We start from the raw sequence: 16,360 nt of genomic DNA on the forward strand, positions 1-16,360 counted from the left end.
TCAATGTATGTATTTTCCTACGAATTTCTTTACATGTTCGGTGTATTCCTGCGGATAATCCTTGTAAGACATAGCATGCGTGGCACCGGGCACAATCCATAATTCTTTGGGTTCGGGCTTGGCTTCGTAGAGGGGATAGACCATCCACGTCGGCACAAAGGTGTCGGCATCGCCGTGGATGAAGAGCATCGGCAAAGTACATTTCTTTACTTGCTCCAAAGCAGAGGCTTCCAGGAAGTCCCATCCGTACTCTTGCCGGCAGAGCCAGTTTGCTGTATGCAGAAGAGGGAAGGCGGGCAGGTTGAACTGTGCTTTCAGTTCTCCGCGAAACTCGTCCCATACGCTTGTGTAGCCGCAGTCTTCTACGAAACACTTGATGAAAGGCTGTTGGTATTGACCATGCTCCACTTCGCCGGATACCATCATGGTGGTGGCGGCTCCCATGGAGATACCGTGCACTACCATCTCTGTGCTGCGGGATGCTACGCTGTCTGTATGGCGGCGCCCGAAGAGTTCGTCGGCGGTTTCGGTCCATTGCAGTACGTCAAGCCGGTCTTTCCAGCCCATCTGTGCATGGTTTCCCTCGCTCATCCCGTGCCCGTAGAGGTCGGGCAGCAAGATGTTGAAGTCCATCTCCTTGTTGTACAGATAGCCTATCATCAGCATGCGCACGGCATTATCTGTATATCCGTGTACGATGACTGCTGTTTTTGGGGTGGGGTGGGTGGCGGCAACGTAGAGTGCGTGTAGCGTCTCTCCATGGTCGTTCTCAATGTAGAAGTCCTTCAATGCTCCTACGGTCACCAAACTGTCTACCCACGGTTGCAGTTCGGGATATTGCTCGAACATGAAGTTGTAGGATTCGGCAATGTTGCGACTGCGTGTGATAAGGCCTTCGGGTTTCAGAGCATGCCCCAGCATATAGTACCCTCCGCACAGTACTACGGTGCAGAGGGCAGCCAGACCGAGAATCGAATATTTTATGGTTTTCTTCATTATTTATTCCAAATTTCCCATGCAGCAAAGGCTTGCAGCAGTAACATTTCCAGACCGTTCTTAGTGACGGCTCCTTGTGCCTGGCCTTTCTTCATGAAAAGGGTTTCGTTTGGATTATATAACAAATCATAGAGCAAATGGTTGGGAGTCAGTAGTTCGTAAGGAATATTGGGACAGAAATCCACTTTGGGATACATGCCTACTGGGGTACAGTTGACAATCACTGTGTACTCTTGCATGATTTCCGGTGTCAGTTCTTCGTATGTGAGGTATTTATCCTCTTTCTTGGCGCGTGATACGAAGGAACTTTTTATACCCAGGTTCTCCAGCCCGCGATATACGGCTTTCGATGCACCGCCGGTACCCAAAATCAGGGCTTTCTTGTGTTGTGGTTGCAAAAGTGGTTCTATGGATTGTGTAAATCCTATGATGTCGGAGTTGTAGCCAACCAGTTTCACTTTGCCTTTGGAAAGGCGGATAATCTTAATGACATTGACGGCGCCTATCTTGGCTGTGTCTTTGTCCAGTTCGTCCAGGTAGGGGATGACTTGCTCCTTGTAAGGGATAGTCACATTCAGTCCACAGAGGTTGGGATTTTCCTCGATAACTTCCATGAAATCCTCGATACGTGGAATTTCGAAATTTACATATTCTGCATCAATATTTTCTGCCTTGAATTTCTCATTGAAATATCCGATAGAAAAGGAATGTTTCAACGGGTAACCTATTAAACCGTATTTCTGCATAATATTTTAGTTATTGATTGAACTATATTCGTTTGTTTATGGAGTACATTATTGGTCGGAAGTAGTTGAGGAGGTGATTACCGGTTCTTTGATGATAACAAAACCTCCGAATTGCAATCCGTTGTCTTTTCCGTTCAAACAGAACTTTCTGTCGAATACGGGTTTATTTTTTGATTTCCAGATCAGTTTGCTAGAGAAGGTGATGACGTCTTGAGTACCATCGTTCCAGTCTATTATCACTTTTTCGTTATCGAATGTATCGTCGCCATTGAATTCTCCAAAAGTGAGAAAGTATTTGCCAGTTTCAAATTTCATTGTTTGCAGACCGTTGAAGTGTGCAAGGTAAGCTTTGGTTTGGCTTATTGGAACGTCCTTTTCATATATTTTTCCATTATAGATTGCCTTGATTCCTTGCTTGGCAATGTTGCCGGGAGTTTCAGGATTCAACAAATCATTACCTTGAGCATCTTGTACTGCGATATGCAGTTCGATAGGAGCAAAATCCCATATCATATCATCACTTCCCGAATCATCGCAAGCTGTGAAACCGGCAACGCAAAGGAGGGTAATAAATAATAAATAGAGGGTGTGTGTAGCTTTCATAAGGTCTCTTTTTTATATAAGTTTCTTCTTTTTATTTAGTTGCCACATAAAGTGTACATATCCCGAAAGTCAGCCGCTTGAAGTGCACTTCGCTGAAGCCTGCCTTGCGGATTACCTCCTGCATCACTTCTCCCTGCGGGAAGGCGCGAATACTTTCCGGTAGATAGGTGTAGGCGCTGTTGTCTTTCGAAATACATTTACCGAGCAGGGGGATGACAACTTTGGAGTAGATGGTGAACAACTGTTTCATCGGGAAGCGGTCTGGTGTGGAGAGCTCCAGTATGACGAGATGTCCGCCGGTCTTTAGTACGCGGCACATCTCGGACAGTCCCTTGTCCAGCCCTTCGAAGTTGCGGATGCCGAACGCTACGGTCACGGCGTCGAAGCTTTCGTCGGCAAACGAGAGGGAGGTGCAGTCCTCCCGGACAAATGAAATCTTGTTCGAGAGGTGCGCCTGCTTTACTTTTTCACGTCCCACGTTCATCATGCCTTCCGAGATGTCGGTGCCAATCAGGCTATCGGGTTGCAGTTCGCGGCATGCAAGGATGGCGAAATCGCCGGTGCCGGTAGCTACGTCCATAATACGCCGGGGGCGGAAAGGACGTAGGTACTTGATTGCTTTCCTACGCCAGCTGCGGTCGATGCCCATGGATAGGGTGTGATTCAGCTTGTCGTAGGCAGGAGCGATGTTGTCGAACATTTCTTCCACTTGTTCGCTCTTCTTGCCGTCATTACCGTAGGGCTTGATGTGTTCTTGGGGATAGTCCATTTACTTTAAATATTCGGTTACATTCTTTTCAATGCGTTCGGCGATGTTGCCGGTATCTTCTTTTACGAACTTCTCGCCGGTGATGTGTTCGTACAGTTCGATGTAACGTTCGCTGATTGAAGTAACGATTTCGTCGGTCATTTCCGGTACCTGCTGTCCTTCCTTGCCTTGGAAACCGTTGTCCATCAGCCATTCGCGTACAAACTCCTTGGAGAGTTGCTTTTGCGGTTCGCCGTTGGCAAAACGTTCTTCGTAGCCTTCGGAGTAGAAGTAGCGGCTGGAGTCGGGCGTATGGATTTCGTCCATCAGGTAAATCTTGCCGTCGTGCTTGCCGAATTCGTATTTGGTGTCTACCAGAATCAATCCGCGTTCCGCTGCAATCTCGGTACCGCGTTTGAAGAGGGCCATGGTGTATTGCTCCAATACGGCATATTCTTCGGGTGTGGCAAGACCTTGTGCCAGGATTTCTTCTTTGGAGATGTCGGCATCGTGTTCGCCAATCTCGGCTTTAGTGGTCGGGGTGATGATGGGTTCAGGGAATTTCTGGTTTTCCTTCATCCCTTCGGGCAACTTCACGCCGCAGATTTCACGTACACCGCTCTTGTAGGCACGCCATGCGCTGCCACAGAGGTAACCGCGTACAATCATTTCTACGGGGAATCCTTCACACATCACACCTACCGTCACCATCGGATCGGGTGTAGCCATTTTCCAGTTGGGGCAGATGTCGGTTGTGGCATCCAGGAATTTTGCTGCAATCTGGTTCAACATTTGTCCTTTGAAGGGAATACCTTTCGGCAATACTACGTCAAAGGCTGAGATGCGGTCGGTAGCTACCATGACCAACTTTTCACCATTGATGTTGTACACATCACGAACTTTTCCGTGGTACACGCTTTTCTGTCCGGGAAAGTTAAATTCAGTTGCTGTTAATGCTTTCATCTTTGTAATATTTACGATTTTGAGAATTTACTGTTTCTGTTCAATCTTACTATCGGCTTGTTCGGCTTTGCGTCGTTCACGCTCCGCTTTCGCTTCCTTGTCGAACTTCTCGTAGGCCTCCACAATCTGAGTTACCAACTTATGGCGTACGATGTCTTTCTTGTTCAGCTCCACGAAACTGATGCCTTTTACGCCTTTCAGAATCTTCAGTGCCTGCACCAGACCGGAAGTCTGGGAAGAAGGCAAGTCAATCTGCGTCATGTCTCCCGTGACAATCATCTTGGTGTTCATGCCCATGCGGGTGAGGAACATCTTGATTTGCTGGGTGGTCGTGTTCTGCGCTTCATCCAGAATGACGACGGCATCGTTCAGTGTGCGTCCGCGCATAAAGGCGAGGGGGGCAATCTGGATGATGTTCAGCTCCATATACTCTTTCAGCTTGGCGGCAGGTATCATGTCCTGCAGGGCGTCATAGAGTGGTTGCAGATACGGGTCTATCTTGTCCTTCATGTCGCCGGGCAGGAAACCGAGCTTTTCTCCGGCTTCTACGGCAGGGCGGCTGAGGATGATTTTCTTTATCTCCTTATTCTTTAGTGCCCGCACGGCAAGCGCGATGGCTGTATAGGTCTTTCCTGAACCGGCGGGACCGATGGCAAACAGCATGTCATTCTTGGCAAATGCCTCTACCAGCTTCAGCTGGTTCTCGCTGCGCGGGATAATCGGCTTTCCGGTTACGCTGAATACAATGACATTGCCCGATTTTTCCGCTTGCGGGGCATTGCCTTTGATGATGTCTATAATGACCTCTTCTTTCAAAGAGTTGTATTCGGCACAGTATTTCTCCAGCTTGGTGATGTTCTCCTCGAATGCACACATTTCCTCCTCATCACCCAATACTTTGATGACATTACCGCGGGCAACGATGCGAAGCTTGGGATACAAGGCCTTTATCAGCTGCATGTTGGCGTTGTTTACGCCATAAAATATTACCGGGTCAATATCTTCAAGAACAATCAGTTTTTCTATCATTGATATGTTTTAAAGTTCAATTCGTTCTTTTAGTGAAACGTTCTGCAAATGTAGTGAAACGTTTGGATACTTAAACAGTTCCATTGGGTATTTTTTTTGCAGTGGCTTCGGGTAGATTGTCGGTAATTGTTGCACGACGATGCCGTTTCCTTTTTTTGAGCATCCGATACGTTGTCGGTTCAGCGTCTGTTCCTTCATGTTGAAGATAATATTGGGGTCGAAGTGCTGCCCGTTGACGCGTGTCTCGAAGTGCAGATGCTCAGTAGAGGCGCGTCCGGTGCGTCCGGTCAGTGCGATGGGCTGTCCGGCTTTGACTGTGTCGCCACAATGTACAAGGTTTTTGAAGTTGTGGCTGTATATCGTTTCCAGTCCGAAGTCATGGCGTACGACGACGACATTGCCGTAGGCGCTATAAGGCTTGGACATCCGTACTACGCCGTTGAAGGCACTCCGTATGGTGTCTTTGGCGTAGGTCTTGATGTCTATGCCACTGTGGCGTCCCCGCCCCCGTCCGTAAGGGGAGATGACTTTTCCTCCAGGCAGGGGAAAGGAGTATTCCGTGTCCGGAATGTCCTCCAAAGGTAGCTCTATCAGTTCTCTTTGCGAAAACAGTCCCGGAGTGGCAACGCGGATATGGTTGGTTTCCATGGTGGAAAAGACCGTTTTCTTCCCTTGTGCCGTGGCACCAAGGGCTATGAGCAGGAGAGGGACAAGAATACGGATTCTCATTTATTCAAAATATTGTATAGTCCCACTGGTAGAGGAAGTATATTTCTCCAACAGTTCCAATATCATTTCGGCTGCTTCTTTCAGACCTTCCTGCCCGTTGTAGCCGTTGACAATGGCAAGGATATGGCGGGTTTCAAGTTTCATCTTGGTGCGTTCGTGGTCGCTGGTCGGGGTACCGATACCGCCTATACGGTCGCGGTAGACGGGCAGCCCTTCTATGTTCAGCATGCCGCGGCCTATACCCTCGAACAATTCCTCGGCACGTCCTATGCCCAGCTCAAGGTCGGTCCCTTGTATCTCGTCGGCATCAAATCCGCCGATAGAGTGGCCCGTACGTAGGGAGACAAGGTTGATAAGGTCTACCAACGTATCTATCTGATAGAGTTCCAATCCGCGCAGCAGTCGCCGTCTCAGTGCTTCGGCCGAGGGACGGTAGCGGCTGGGGTCCTTGCCGCAACGTTTATAGGCTTCGCGGGTGGCGGCAATGACGGGTTGGTACTTGATGCTGTCCGTGGTTTCACGGGCTCTTAGCTCTTGGGTGAAAGTTGCGATTTCCTGCCACAACCCTTCGCAATATGGGGTATTTGTCACTTCGGCAAATACGGCTGCACCGCGGAATTCGGGGCAATTCTGCTTGATTTCTTTAGAAAGTGTGATATGATACATTAATGCAATCCGTTTGAATGGGTTAACATGATTCCCGACAATATCCTTCCGGATTTGATACCCATCCGGCGTGCCGAGAAAAACTCTTCATATTGGGTAAAAGTACATATATTGGCTGTCTCCACTTGTGCGGAAGGTACTCCGAAGTCCAGTAGTTGCAGTCGGTTGGCAGCCCATAGGTCGATATGGTATTTGTGGGTGGCGGGTTTCCATTCGGAGATGTAATCCATCTGGAAACCGTTCTTGCGGAATGCTTCATAGACTTCGTCGCCTACCTCGAAGGCGGAAAGGGAGATGCCGGGGCCGATGCAGGCTATCACTTCTTTGCCCTCTGTGCCATAGCGGGCACGCATCTTGTCGAGTGTGTGGCCGAGGATGTAATTCACAGTGCCGCGCCATCCGGCATGAACAGCGGCTATCACGGCATTCTTCCGGTCGTAGAGCAGGATGGGAATGCAGTCTGCCGTAGAGATGCAGATGCAGCAGCCCGGTTCACGGGTTATCAGTGCATCAATGCCCTGCAACATGGAGTGGCGTTCTTCTGCTGTTGCATGCAGATAAGTTCCGTCAATGACAAGTGCCTTTGTCCCGTGGGTCTGAAACGGGATGACCAGTTCTTGGGGGCGTTGGGGCAGGGAAGAACATACTATTTCCTGGTTGCGGCGTACAGCTTCGGCTTCGTCTCCCGTGTAAGGTGTACAGTTGAGGGAGGCATAGTTACCTTGGCTGCATCCACCGTGGCGGGTGGTTACAAAACAAGAAATGCCGGGATATGAGGCAAGCAGCTCATATCCCAACATTTTCCTATCTTCTGTAAGAGGAATCATTTTTTATCTTCCTCCCAATCTTCTTCGTATTCAAAGTCCTCGAGGTCCTCTATGTCCTCGTCGTCGTTGACGTATTCATAGCTGAGGTCCTCGTCCTCACCCTCTTCTTTCAATTCTTCCTGCAGGTGGCTGAGGTCTTTGGCGCGATGGGCAATGCTGTCCACTTTGCCTTCTATCTTATTACTTTCCTTGTTCAGCTCTTCCCAAAGGATGTCTTTCAGCGTAGAGATGCCCATGCCGGAGACAGCAGAGATGAATATATGCGGAATCCCTTCGGGCAGTGTCGGCTCTATCTCGTCCATCAGTTCCTGGTCGAGCATGTCGCATTTGGTGACGGCAAGCACTCTCTGTTTGTCCAGCATTTCGGGGTTGAAAGTGCGAAGCTCGTTCAACAGGATTTCGTATTCCTTACGGATGTCGTCACTGTCGGCAGGCACCATGAACAGCAACAATGAGTTGCGCTCGATGTGGCGCAGGAAACGCAATCCTAAGCCTTTGCCGGCACTGGCTCCTTCGATGATGCCGGGAATGTCCGCCATCACAAACGATTTGCTGTCGCGATAGGACACGATGCCCAGATTGGGTTCCAGCGTTGTAAACGGATAATTGGCGATTTTGGGCTTCGCCGCAGAAACGGATGCCAGTAAAGTGGATTTTCCTGCATTGGGGAAACCTACCAGACCGACGTCTGCCAGCAGCTTCAGTTCCATGATTACCGTCAACTCCTGCATCGGTTCGCCCGGTTGTGCAAAGCGGGGAGCCTGGCGTGTGGCGGTTTTGAAGTGCCAGTTACCCAGACCTCCGCGTCCGCCTTTCAGCAAGATGACTTCTTGTTCGTGCTCGGTGACGTCGCAGATATATTCACCCGTTTCGGCGTTGTACACCACCGTGCCGCAGGGCACTTCAATCACCTTGTCCGCTCCGTCTTTTCCGAAACTGCGGTTTTTGGAACCGGATTCTCCGTGACCTGCCAGGATGTGGCGATCGTACTTCAGATGGAGTAGCGTCCAGTAGTTGCGGTTACCCCGCAGGATGACATGGCCTCCTCGTCCTCCGTCACCTCCGTCGGGGCCTCCGTTGGGTATGTATTTCTCACGCCGCATATGCGTAGAACCTCGTCCGCCCTTTCCGGAGCGGCAATATATTTTTACGTAGTCAACAAAATTCGATTCAGCCATATTCTGTTTTATTGTTATTTCACTGCGTCAATAGCCTTGCAAACATCGGCAAAGATTTCTTCCAATACGCCGAAGCCCTGGATGTGTTGGTATTTGCCGTCCTGTTTGTACCAGTCAATCAGCGGAGCTGTCTGTGAGTGGTAAACCACAAGGCGTTTCTTGATGGTCTCTTCGTTGTCGTCTGCACGTCCTGATTCTTGTCCGCGCTTGATAAGGCGTTTCATCAGTTCTTCTTCGGGCACGTCGAGGTCGAGCATTACGCTGACTTCCTGTCCGCGTTCGGCGAGCATCTTCTTTAATGCTTCAGCCTGGGCGATTGTTCTGGGGAAGCCGTCGAAAATCACGCCTTTGCTATCCTTGAAGCTGTCGAATACGCTTGCCAGAATATCAATCATCAGCTCATCGGGAATCAACTGGCCCTGGTCGATGTAGCCTTTGGCCGTCTTGCCCAGTTCTGTACCGTTCTTCATTTCAGCACGGAGCACGTCTCCGGTAGAGATGTGGTTGATGCCATACTTTTCTACAATCTTTTCACTTTGTGTTCCCTTACCTGAACCGGGAGCACCAAAAATTACAATGTTCAACATTTGCTTAGTTATTATTGAATGATTTACTATATTATGCCTGTATCAGTCTACTACAGTATAAATGTCGGGATAGTTGCGCCCGAAGCCGTCATAATCCAACCCGTAGCCCACGATGAAGTCGTTCGGAATATTCATGGCCACATATTCTATGTTCAAATCAACTTTCAGCTTATCAGGTTTCACCAGTAGGGAGGCAATATGAATCTCCCTGGGACCGCGAGTGCCGAGGGTGTCCAGTAAGCGTTGCATGGTGAGTCCCGTATCTACGATGTCTTCTACAATGACCACTGTACGGTCTGTGAGGTCTTCATTGATGCCTATTACTTCCTTGATTACCCCGGTAGAGGATACTCCTTGATAGGATGCCAATTTGACAAACGAAATTTCGCAGGGAATCGTGATTCGTTTCAGCAAATCGGCGGTAAACATGAACGAACCGTTCAGTACACTGAGGAATAGAGGATTCTTTCCTGCCAGGTCGCGGTTGATTTCGTTCGCTACACGGGTTACTTCTTTCAGTATGTCCTGCTCCTTGATGGAGACTGTGAACATCTTGTCTTTTATTTGTATGGTATCCATAGATGGGATGTTTTTAGAAAGTTGGGGCAAAAATACGATATTTGTTTGAAAGTGAAAAGTTTTGTTCTAGTATATTCTCAAAGGGCTATGAATTAGTTGGATCCGTTACTAAAAACCAGTTTATGAATGCATGGTTTTCATCAACGGAATCGGATGCAATTTCAACCTTGGAAAATTCAAATCCGAGAAACTGACAGAACTTTTTTGTAGTACGCGTCAGGAATAGACAGATAAAACTTTCCACTGGAGTAGAGAACAGTCTAGAATAGTGAAATGTAAAAAATAAGTGGTGTGTGTCGGTTGTCGGCTGACAGAACCAGACAGCTATGTCAATAACTTTAGGAAACTCTTATTTCTCAGTTTCTGGAGATATTGTAACTCCGGAGTAAGACGATATTCAGCTCGAATATTTGTAATGCCATAGTTCCCGACGCTGGACTTTCTTGTAATTTTATTAAGCCAAGACGGTGCTCCCACCGATTATGGTTATAGAATTTCGATTTCTTCAGCTTCTTATGATTTTTCTTCCGGTACAAGCTCCCATTGCATGTAAACTTGTCTATAGGTCTTCTGTAGATGTCGGATCCGAAAATTATGTATCTGCAATATCCTTCGAAGGAACAGTGTTTATGGTGAAAATATTACTGATTTTCATTGATTGATAAGATGCTATGCCAGATAATGGTAGCGGAAGACCTCTTGAAGATAGCATCTGTCGTTACTTCTTTCTTGACTAGGTTTTGTCAGAATCTTGTGTCGATACTGCTATTTCTGATTGGTTATGTATGGTTGATGCACTAATGACAGAAAAAAACAATGCTTAGGAGTAAGAAAACAAAGAGAAATATGTTGAAAAATGTACTCCAAAAGTTTTTTATCTAACCTTTGGAGTACATTTTATTTGAGACAGCTTTCTTTCGACTTTTTATTTTTTATGTTGGAGAATTCGGGATTAGCCGATTCTTCTTTCTGCTTTTCTGTTCCTACTCTAGAAGTGTAACTTTCCTAATCTTCGTTATGCTCGTAATATCTCCGAGTATACCCTATAGATTCCATCTTCTCTTTAATTGATAGTTTAATTATTTGCATTCTTGAATTCAATGTAGGGCAATACTGGAAATCGGTTATCATGATACTAATTTATTCTGTCTTTTTATCAGTAACCAATTACAGATTCGCTTTTTTATATATAATAATTGTGTTTTTGGTGTAAGTCTTGTCATTTCCATTATGATGGCAACGGTCGTCTTAAATTTCGAACATTCTGCTCCGTGCCAGCATGCAGGCTCCAACTACACCAGCCTTGTCTTTTAACTTGGAAACAGTCACCGTGGCGTCTTTGTTGACCAGATTCAATGAGTATTTCCTTATTGCCGTTTTGATTGGCTGTACTATATAGTCTCCCGTCGATGATAATGTGCCTCCGATTATTACCAGTTCCGGATTGAATATGCTGATCAGTCCTGCTATTTGCCTTCCCAACTTTTGGCCTATTTCTTCCACTATCTCAATACATAGCAAATCCTCTTTATTGACTGCAGTGATGATTTCGTCCAATGTGGGTGGATTTTCTATAGTTCGTTTTGACAGTATGGAACTTTCTCCTTTACCGATTCTTTCCAATAGGATGCGGTGCAGTGCCGAACCTGAGGCTTCCGTTTCCAGGCATCCTTTTTTGCCGCAATGGCACAGTATTTCATTGTCGAATACATTGACGTGCCCGAATTCTCCGGAAAATCCGGATTTTCCCGTGTATACCTTCCCGTCTATGATGATGCCAATTCCAAGTCCCCAGCTTATATTGACAAAGATGATGTCTTTTTCCCCTTTGACGCATCCTTGCATATGTTCTCCATAGGTCATGGCCCTTGTGTCGTTGTCTATACAGACTGGGTACCCTATTTTTTCATTCAGCACATCTGCCAAAGGACGCTCTGAAAAGTTGAACATACTGAAACTGTATCCTGATTCCGGATTTACTCTTCCAGAGATGTTGATGCAGATGTTCATTATCTTCTTGTCATTGATTTCTGTTTCCTTTATGAAGCCTCGAATGAGTGCACATAGTTCTTCCAAAGCCTCTTGTGTATTTTCGAACTTGTACGGTATGTTCATCCTGATTTCCACCATATCTCCCTTGAAATTGATTAGTCCTATGTTTATGGCAAATTTTTTAATGTCCACCCCAATGAAGTATCCTGATTCTGGGTTGAGCCCGTATAGGCTTGGGTGACGGCCGCTACTAGTCTCCAGTTTTCCATAGTCATTTATATAGTTGTCCTCACACATTTCATTGATAAATTTGGTAATTGTGGGCACACTTAGGTCAAGTTCCTTGGCCAAATCAGTAATAGTGGAGCTTCCATTATATATATAATGTGTGATGATCCTTTTTTTTAAGAGTGCATTCTTGCTCCCGGTTTCCATTTCTTTTAATAAATCCTGCTTCATTAGTGTATATTTTTAAATTATTCGCCTTATTTTTATTTATATATTGGTATACTAAAGTATATGGGCTAATATTATTGTATTCTGTCTATTGTTTTGCAATTTATTTAGTAATAACCGGTTAATATATATTAAATATATGGTATATATTAATTAAATACTTTATTAAGTATTGCAAAGATAATAAATATATCTATATTTGTGACGTGATAATTGAATAATAATGGTTAATGTCCATAACGATGAAAAACATAATTGGATTTTTTTTCTAAAATATGCATTCAATAGGGCTTTTAATATATAATGGTTGATCTTAATTTTATTAATGATGAAAACACGCAGGGATTTTTTAAAAAAGACCGCTTTGTTTGGTGCATCTGCATTCATGCCCCCTTCATTGTTGGGGCAAGAGAGTGATGGGAATTGTTCTTTTTCTCGGGAGACTACCTCTTCCATGCTGGTTCCCATGGGTGATGCACTTAAAATTACCGGTACATTTTTAGATGAGATATCTCATGATATTCCCCATCAGAATTGGGGAGAAATAGAATGGGATCGGGATTTCCGGTATATGCGGGATGTTGGGATTGATACGGTTATTATGATTCGTTCCGGTTATCGTAAATTCATTACTTACCCTTCGAAGCACTTGTTAAGCAAGGGTTGTTATATGCCTTCTGTTGATTTGTTGGATATGTTTCTTCGACTGGCAGAAAAATATCACATGAAGTTTTATTTTGGTTTATATGACTCTGGTAAGTATTGGGATACCGGTGATTTGTCGTGGGAGATTGAGGATAATAAGTATGTGATTGATGAAGTGTGGGATAAATACGGTGAAAAATATAAGAGTTTTGGTGGCTGGTATATTAGTGGTGAAATAAGCCGTAAGACGAAAGGCGCTATTGATGCCTTTCGTACAATGGGTAAACAATGCAAAGATGTATCCGGAGGTTTACCGACTTTTATTTCTCCATGGATTGATGGGAAAAAGGCTGTTATGGGAACAGGCAAGCTAACAAAAGAAGATGCTGTCTCTGTTCAGGAACATGAAAGGGAATGGAATGAAATTTTCGATGGCGTTCATGATGTGGTTGACGCTTGTGCCTTCCAAGATGGACATATTGATTATGATGAACTGGATGCTTTTTTTGCTGTAAATAAGAAATTGGCTGATAAATATGGTATGCAGTGCTGGACAAATGCCGAAACTTTTGACCGTGATATGCCCATTGATTTCTTGCCTATTAAGTTTGATAAGTTGCGTATGAAATTGGAAGCTGCCAAACGGGCAGGTTATGACAAAGCTATCACTTTTGAATTTTCTCATTTTATGAGTCCGCAATCGGCGTATTTGCAGGCAGGGCATTTATATAATAGGTATAAAGAATATTTTAATATAAGATGACATGAAAAACATAATAAGACAGTTATTGGTATTTTTTGTTTTTGTCGTCAGCTTAAATTTGGCGGCACAAACTCTACCTGTTATAACGGGACAGGTTAAATGTCAGGGACGTGGAGTTGCGAATGTAGTGGTTACAAATGGTTTCGATTGTGTTTCGACCGATGTTGCCGGCAAATATACTATTCCTTATCATCGTGATGCCCGTTTTGTATATGTTACTACTCCAGCAGGTTATTTGCCCCAACGGGATGGTAGCCTCCCTTTGTTTTATCAACGCATTACTAAAGGGACTTCTGTATATGATTTTTCTTTAGTCAAAAATTCTAAGAATGATGACAAGCATCTTTTCTTGGTTCAGGCCGATGTTCAGCTTGGAAAAGACGAAGATGTTACTGCTTATTCAGAATATCTGAGGGATGTGAAGGAATTTGTCGACAAATGTTCGAAATATGATTTATTTATGCTGGATTGTGGTGATATTGTAGGTAATGCCTTGTCGCTTTTTTCCTCATATAAAAAAGCATCGGACGTGTTGGATGTCCCTATGTATCGAGTGATTGGAAATCATGATATGGAATATGGAGTACGTTCTTACGAGCATTCGTATAAATCCTATGAAGAGAATTTCGGCCCTATTTATTATTCCTTTAACCGTGGAAAGGCTCATTATATCGTGCTTGATAACTGTTACTATATCAATAGGCATTACCGCTACATCGGTTATATTGATGAGCGTACTTTGCAATGGATTGAGAAGGATTTGGCCTTTGTGCCGAAGGACCATTTGGTGTTTGTTTCCATGCATATCCCTTCCAGTTCTACTAAGGAGCTGGAATTTAATGCGCTACTTCCTGATGAGACCAGTAATGCTTCAAGCTTGTATGACCTCTTGAAAGGGTACGAGGCACATTTGCTGACTGGTCATACCCATAACAACGGTAATGTTGTATTCAATGATAGCTTGATGGAACATAACACAGCAGCTGTATGCGGTACTTTTTGGAAGGCTGATATTTGCACCGATGGCACTCCCGCTGGTTATGGTGTATATGAAGTTGATGGAAACAAGCTGACTTGGCGTTATAAGAGTGCGGGGTATCCCATTGAACATCAATTCAGGGCTTATCCGGTAGGAGTTTCAGAGGATTACCCTGAGTATATTCTTGCGAATGTATGGAATTGGGATGAAAACTGGAAGGTAGAGTGGTATGAGAATGGGAAATGTATGGGTGAAATGGAGCATTTCACGGGCTTTGATCCGGAAGCAAAAGCCATTTGCTCGGATAAAAAGCGCGTAGAGTATGATTGGATTTCTCCGATAAAAACAGAACACATGTTTCGTGCTTTACCTAAAAATGGTAGTGCTTCAGTGGAGGTGTGTGTGACAGACCGTTTTGGTAATGTATATAAAGTTAAACTATAAACAATGATGAAGAAAAATGTAAATATCGGATATTTAGTATTTCTGTCCTTTGTTGCAGCCTTAGGAGGTTTTCTCTTTGGCTATGATACTGCTGTGATTTCTGGTACCATTGCCCAAGTGACTGTACTTTTTCATTTGGATACCTTGCAGCAGGGATGGTATGTGGGTTGTGCGCTGATAGGCTCTATTGTGGGTGTACTTTTTGCTGGCGTGTTGAGCGATAAGTTCGGTCGTAAACTGACGATGGTTCTTTCTGCTGTGTTGTTTTCCACTTCGGCCATAGGCTGTGCCATTTGTGCTAATTTCGATGAGTTGGTTGTATATCGTATTATTGGTGGTGTGGGTATTGGTGTTGTTTCTATTATATCTCCTTTGTATATCTCAGAAGTTTCTGTGGCCCAATACAGAGGACGTTTAGTCTCTTTGTACCAATTGGCCGTTACAGTAGGATTTTTGGGCGCTTATTTGGTAAATTTCCAGTTGCTTGGATATTCAGAAAGTCATGTCGTTTCTGGTATAGGTTTATTTGAAAAAATCTTTGTAGCTGAAGTATGGCGTGGCATGTTGGGGATGGAAACACTACCAGCTCTTTTGTTTTTTACCATTATCTTTTTTATTCCCGAAAGCCCTCGTTGGTTGATTTTGAAAGGTAGAGAAGAACGTGGTCTTAATGTTTTGCAACGAATTTACAACTCGGCTGAGGAGGCTATGAACCAGATGAACGAAACCAAATCTGTTGTATCAGAAACTAAATCCGAGTGGGCATTATTGTTGCAGCCTGGCATTCTGAAAGCTGTGATAATCGGTGTTGCCATTGCCATATTGGGACAGTTCATGGGTGTGAATGCCGTATTGTATTATGGTCCTTCTATTTTTGAAAAAGCTGGGCTTTCCGGTGGTGATTCTTTGTTTTATCAAGTGTTGGTTGGCTTGGTTAATACGTTGACTACTGTCTTGGCACTTGCTATTATTGATAGAGTGGGACGTAAGAAGTTGGTATATTATGGCGTTTCAGGGATGGTTCTTTCTTTGTTGCTTATCGGTATTTACTTTTTGTGGGAAGAGAGTTTGGAGTTGTCAAGTCTTTTCTTGTTGGTTTGCTTCTTGTCTTATGTGTTTTGTTGTGCTGTATCTATTTGTGCAGTGGTATTTGTGCTTCTTTCAGAAATGTATCCTACCAAAGTACGTGGTTTGGCTATGTCTATAGCAGGATTTTCTCTTTGGATTGGAACATATTTAATTGGGCAGTTGACTCCTTGGATGCTCCAGAATCTTACCCCCGCCGGAACATTCTTCTTGTTTGCTGCAATGTGTGTGCCTTATATGCTCATTGTATGGAAACTTGTACCGGAAACGACTGGCAAATCTTTGGAAGAGATAGAACGGTATTGGACACGTATGAAATAAATTGACCTTATGAACTAAAATAT

At 44.7% G+C, this 16,360-nt stretch carries 16 protein-coding genes; 3 read left to right on the top strand and 13 right to left on the bottom strand.

What is annotated here, in order from left to right:
* The 13 genes from DW896_RS13115 to DW896_RS13175 all read right to left on the bottom strand — a co-directional run bounded on the left by DW896_RS13115 (position 1) and on the right by DW896_RS13175 (position 12,102).
* Positions 1-996 carry an alpha/beta hydrolase gene (locus DW896_RS13115; protein WP_005823691.1) on the bottom strand — a complete coding sequence of 332 codons (996 nt, stop codon included), beginning with the start codon at positions 994-996 and terminating at the stop codon, positions 1-3.
* Positions 996-1,742 carry a shikimate dehydrogenase gene (locus tag DW896_RS13120; protein ID WP_005823689.1) on the bottom strand — a complete coding sequence of 249 codons (747 nt, stop codon included), beginning with the start codon at positions 1,740-1,742 and terminating at the stop codon, positions 996-998. Before DW896_RS13120 ends, DW896_RS13115 begins: the two co-directional genes overlap by 1 nt.
* Before the next feature lie 48 nt (positions 1,743-1,790).
* Positions 1,791-2,345, bottom strand: coding sequence for a hypothetical protein (locus DW896_RS13125; protein WP_005823687.1), 555 nt, complete (start codon positions 2,343-2,345; stop codon positions 1,791-1,793).
* Positions 2,346-2,376: 31 nt separating this feature from the next.
* Positions 2,377-3,114, bottom strand: coding sequence for a bifunctional demethylmenaquinone methyltransferase/2-methoxy-6-polyprenyl-1,4-benzoquinol methylase UbiE (gene ubiE, locus DW896_RS13130; protein ID WP_005823685.1), 738 nt, complete (start codon positions 3,112-3,114; stop codon positions 2,377-2,379).
* Complete coding sequence (locus DW896_RS13135; protein ID WP_009037102.1) at positions 3,115-4,056, bottom strand: phosphoribosylaminoimidazolesuccinocarboxamide synthase; 942 nt, start codon at positions 4,054-4,056, stop codon at positions 3,115-3,117. It abuts the gene before it with no gap.
* Positions 4,057-4,083: 27 nt separating this feature from the next.
* Positions 4,084-5,085 (bottom strand): PhoH family protein, encoded by a 1,002-nt coding sequence (locus DW896_RS13140; RefSeq protein ID WP_005823681.1) that lies wholly within the window; start codon positions 5,083-5,085, stop codon positions 4,084-4,086.
* 9 nt (positions 5,086-5,094) lie between these two features.
* Positions 5,095-5,814 (bottom strand): M23 family metallopeptidase, encoded by a 720-nt coding sequence (locus DW896_RS13145; protein WP_005823679.1) that lies wholly within the window; start codon positions 5,812-5,814, stop codon positions 5,095-5,097.
* The gene (locus DW896_RS13150; protein WP_009037101.1) at positions 5,815-6,480 is read right to left on the bottom strand and encodes a B3/4 domain-containing protein; all 666 of its coding nucleotides are present in this window, start codon (positions 6,478-6,480) and stop codon (positions 5,815-5,817) included.
* Complete coding sequence (pgeF, locus tag DW896_RS13155) at positions 6,480-7,307, bottom strand: peptidoglycan editing factor PgeF (RefSeq protein WP_009037100.1); 828 nt, start codon at positions 7,305-7,307, stop codon at positions 6,480-6,482. Before pgeF ends, DW896_RS13150 begins: the two co-directional genes overlap by 1 nt.
* Positions 7,304-8,485 (bottom strand): GTPase ObgE, encoded by a 1,182-nt coding sequence (gene obgE, locus DW896_RS13160; RefSeq protein ID WP_005823673.1) that lies wholly within the window; start codon positions 8,483-8,485, stop codon positions 7,304-7,306. Before obgE ends, pgeF begins: the two co-directional genes overlap by 4 nt.
* Positions 8,486-8,499: 14 nt before the next feature.
* Positions 8,500-9,072: an adenylate kinase gene (locus DW896_RS13165; protein WP_005823672.1), complete on the bottom strand. Its 573-nt coding sequence runs from the start codon at positions 9,070-9,072 to the stop codon at positions 8,500-8,502.
* Positions 9,073-9,114: 42 nt separating this feature from the next.
* Positions 9,115-9,651 carry a hypoxanthine phosphoribosyltransferase gene (gene hpt / locus DW896_RS13170; protein WP_005823670.1) on the bottom strand — a complete coding sequence of 179 codons (537 nt, stop codon included), beginning with the start codon at positions 9,649-9,651 and terminating at the stop codon, positions 9,115-9,117.
* A gap of 1,248 nt (positions 9,652-10,899) precedes the next feature.
* Entirely contained in the window at positions 10,900-12,102 is a 1,203-nt protein-coding gene (locus tag DW896_RS13175) for an ROK family transcriptional regulator (protein ID WP_005835379.1), read from the bottom strand.
* Positions 12,103-12,427: 325 nt separating this feature from the next.
* Here DW896_RS13175 and DW896_RS13180 point away from each other — a divergent pair, with 325 nt between their 5' ends.
* Genes DW896_RS13180 through DW896_RS13190 form a run of 3 tightly spaced genes read left to right on the top strand, consistent with a single transcriptional unit; the run spans position 12,428 to position 16,337 of the window.
* Positions 12,428-13,507, top strand: a complete 1,080-nt coding sequence (locus DW896_RS13180; RefSeq protein WP_005835383.1) for a DUF4434 domain-containing protein — start codon at positions 12,428-12,430, stop codon at positions 13,505-13,507.
* Position 13,508: 1 nt separating this feature from the next.
* The gene (locus DW896_RS13185) at positions 13,509-14,930 is read left to right on the top strand and encodes a calcineurin-like phosphoesterase family protein (RefSeq protein ID WP_009037098.1); all 1,422 of its coding nucleotides are present in this window, start codon (positions 13,509-13,511) and stop codon (positions 14,928-14,930) included.
* A gap of 6 nt (positions 14,931-14,936) precedes the next feature.
* Entirely contained in the window at positions 14,937-16,337 is a 1,401-nt protein-coding gene (locus DW896_RS13190) for a sugar porter family MFS transporter (protein ID WP_034528996.1), read from the top strand.
* Positions 16,338-16,360: the final 23 nt, after the last annotated feature.

It is taken from the genome of Bacteroides sp. AM41-16, assembly GCF_003603495.1.
Classification (GTDB): domain Bacteria; phylum Bacteroidota; class Bacteroidia; order Bacteroidales; family Bacteroidaceae; genus Bacteroides; species Bacteroides uniformis.

Bases quoted from the DNA above. Each gene is read 5' to 3' on its own strand.
- DW896_RS13150 (WP_009037101.1), bottom strand. From the start codon at position 6,480: ATGTATCATATCACACTTTCTAAAGAAATCAAGCAGAATTGCCCCGAA.
- DW896_RS13115 (WP_005823691.1), bottom strand. From the start codon at position 996: ATGAAGAAAACCATAAAATATTCGATTCTCGGTCTGGCTGCCCTCTGC.
- DW896_RS13135 (WP_009037102.1), bottom strand. From the start codon at position 4,056: ATGAAAGCATTAACAGCAACTGAATTTAACTTTCCCGGACAGAAAAGC.
- DW896_RS13175 (WP_005835379.1), bottom strand. From the start codon at position 12,102: ATGAAGCAGGATTTATTAAAAGAAATGGAAACCGGGAGCAAGAATGCA.
- DW896_RS13140 (WP_005823681.1), bottom strand. From the start codon at position 5,085: ATGATAGAAAAACTGATTGTTCTTGAAGATATTGACCCGGTAATATTT.
- DW896_RS13190 (WP_034528996.1), top strand. From the start codon at position 14,937: ATGAAGAAAAATGTAAATATCGGATATTTAGTATTTCTGTCCTTTGTT.
- obgE (WP_005823673.1), bottom strand. From the start codon at position 8,485: ATGGCTGAATCGAATTTTGTTGACTACGTAAAAATATATTGCCGCTCC.
- DW896_RS13120 (WP_005823689.1), bottom strand. From the start codon at position 1,742: ATGCAGAAATACGGTTTAATAGGTTACCCGTTGAAACATTCCTTTTCT.
- DW896_RS13180 (WP_005835383.1), top strand. From the start codon at position 12,428: ATGAAAACACGCAGGGATTTTTTAAAAAAGACCGCTTTGTTTGGTGCA.
- pgeF (WP_009037100.1), bottom strand. From the start codon at position 7,307: ATGATTCCTCTTACAGAAGATAGGAAAATGTTGGGATATGAGCTGCTT.
- hpt (WP_005823670.1), bottom strand. From the start codon at position 9,651: ATGGATACCATACAAATAAAAGACAAGATGTTCACAGTCTCCATCAAG.
- ubiE (WP_005823685.1), bottom strand. From the start codon at position 3,114: ATGGACTATCCCCAAGAACACATCAAGCCCTACGGTAATGACGGCAAG.
- DW896_RS13185 (WP_009037098.1), top strand. From the start codon at position 13,509: ATGAAAAACATAATAAGACAGTTATTGGTATTTTTTGTTTTTGTCGTC.
- DW896_RS13165 (WP_005823672.1), bottom strand. From the start codon at position 9,072: ATGTTGAACATTGTAATTTTTGGTGCTCCCGGTTCAGGTAAGGGAACA.
- DW896_RS13145 (WP_005823679.1), bottom strand. From the start codon at position 5,814: ATGAGAATCCGTATTCTTGTCCCTCTCCTGCTCATAGCCCTTGGTGCC.
- DW896_RS13125 (WP_005823687.1), bottom strand. From the start codon at position 2,345: ATGAAAGCTACACACACCCTCTATTTATTATTTATTACCCTCCTTTGC.